The sequence below is a fragment of the Nitratireductor sp. GCM10026969 genome (assembly GCF_042660605.1).
GTDB lineage: Bacteria > Pseudomonadota > Alphaproteobacteria > Rhizobiales > Rhizobiaceae > Chelativorans.
This window is the reverse complement of the sequence record NZ_JBHSUM010000296.1, coordinates 1-1374: the sequence shown is the minus strand read 5'-3', so window position 1 is coordinate 1374 and position 1374 is coordinate 1. Positions and strand designations below refer to the sequence as shown.

Annotated in this window: 2 protein-coding genes and 1 pseudogene; all 3 read left to right on the top strand. The window is 69.4% G+C overall.

Annotation, left to right across the window (positions count from 1 at the left end):
* On the top strand, positions 1-122 hold a 122-nt coding region (locus tag ACFP9U_RS25060), incomplete at its 5' end, for a precorrin-8X methylmutase (protein ID WP_378625596.1).
* Positions 119-838, top strand: a pseudogene (locus ACFP9U_RS25055) (precorrin-2 C(20)-methyltransferase); the annotation flags it as partial. The gene ACFP9U_RS25060 and the pseudogene ACFP9U_RS25055, both read left to right, overlap by 4 nt.
* Before the next feature lie 179 nt (positions 839-1017).
* Positions 1018-1374: SAM-dependent methyltransferase (locus ACFP9U_RS25050; RefSeq protein ID WP_378625594.1), on the top strand; the 357-nt coding region annotated here is incomplete at its 3' end.

The window sequence follows — 1374 nt, the reverse complement described above, 5'->3', positions numbered from 1 at the left end:
AATCGAAGGAGGCCCTTGCGGCTGGCGATCACGGCATCCCGTTCGCCATCGTGCGCGGGCGCCTCGGCGGCAGCGCCATGACGGCGGCGGCGGTGAATGCACTCGCGAGGGCGGGCCTATGAGCGGACGGCTGATCGGAGTCGGCACCGGGCCGGGCGACCCGGAGCTCATCACGCTCAAGGCGATCAAGGCGCTGGCGCAGGCCGACGTCGTCGCCCATTTCGCCAAGCGGGGGCGCATGTCCAATGCGCGGGCGATCGTGGCGCGTTACATCCAACCCGACGTGGTGGAACTGCCGCTTCTCTATCCGGTAACGACCGAGATCCCCAAGGACGACCCGGCCTATCAGCGCGCCATCGAGGCGTTCTACGAGGAGTCCGCCCGAGCCATTGCGGCGCATCTTGAGGCCGGCCGCACGGTCGCCGTGCTGAGCGAGGGCGACCCGCTCTTCTTCGGCTCCTATATGCACCTGCATGTGCGGCTCGCGGGCCGCTATCCGACCGAAGTGATCGCCGGCGTCACGGCGATGTCCGGCTGCTGGTCGGCGGTCGGCCTGCCGATCGCCCAGGGCGACGACGTGCTGTCGGTGCTGCCCGGCACGTTGCCCGAGACGGAGCTGACAAGCCGGCTGGCGAGCGCGGACGCTGCGATCGTCATGAAGGTGGGACGCAACCTGCCGAAGATCCGCCGCGCGCTGGCAGGCGCCGGCAAGCTGGATGAGGCGATGTTCGTCGAGCGGGGCACGATGGAATCAATGGTTGCCATGCCCCTCGCCGACAAGCCGGATGACAAGGCAGCCTATTTCTCCATCGTGCTCGTGCCCGGCTGGCGAGAGCAAGACGAAGACGCCGACGCTGCCCCCTCACCGGCCCGCTTCGCGGGCCACTCCGGATCAGATCCGGGGCAGGAAGAGCACCCTACGTCGCGGCCGGCGGCTTCTCTCCCCCGCGAAGCGGGATCGGTGAGTGCGAGCAGCGCTGCAGCCGCTGGCGCCCTCGCAGAACCGAGGAACCGGCCATGACCGGCAGCCTCACCGTCATTGGTCTCGGCCCCGGCAATCCCGACCAGACGACACCGGAAGCGCGCGCCGCGATCAAGGCGGCGAGCGATTTCTTCGGCTACGGCCCCTATCTCGACCGGCTGGAGCTTGCGCCGGACAAGACGCGCCACGCCTCTGACAATCGCGAGGAGCTCTCCCGGGCCCACGCCGCGCTCGAAATGGCGGCTTCGGGCCGCAGCGTGGCGGTCGTCTCGGGCGGCGATGCCGGTGTCTTCGCCATGGCTGCGGCGATATGCGAGGCGATCGAGCAAGGCCCCGCGACGTGGCGCGAGATCGACTTCCACGTCGTGCCCGGCATCACCGCCATGCTCGCC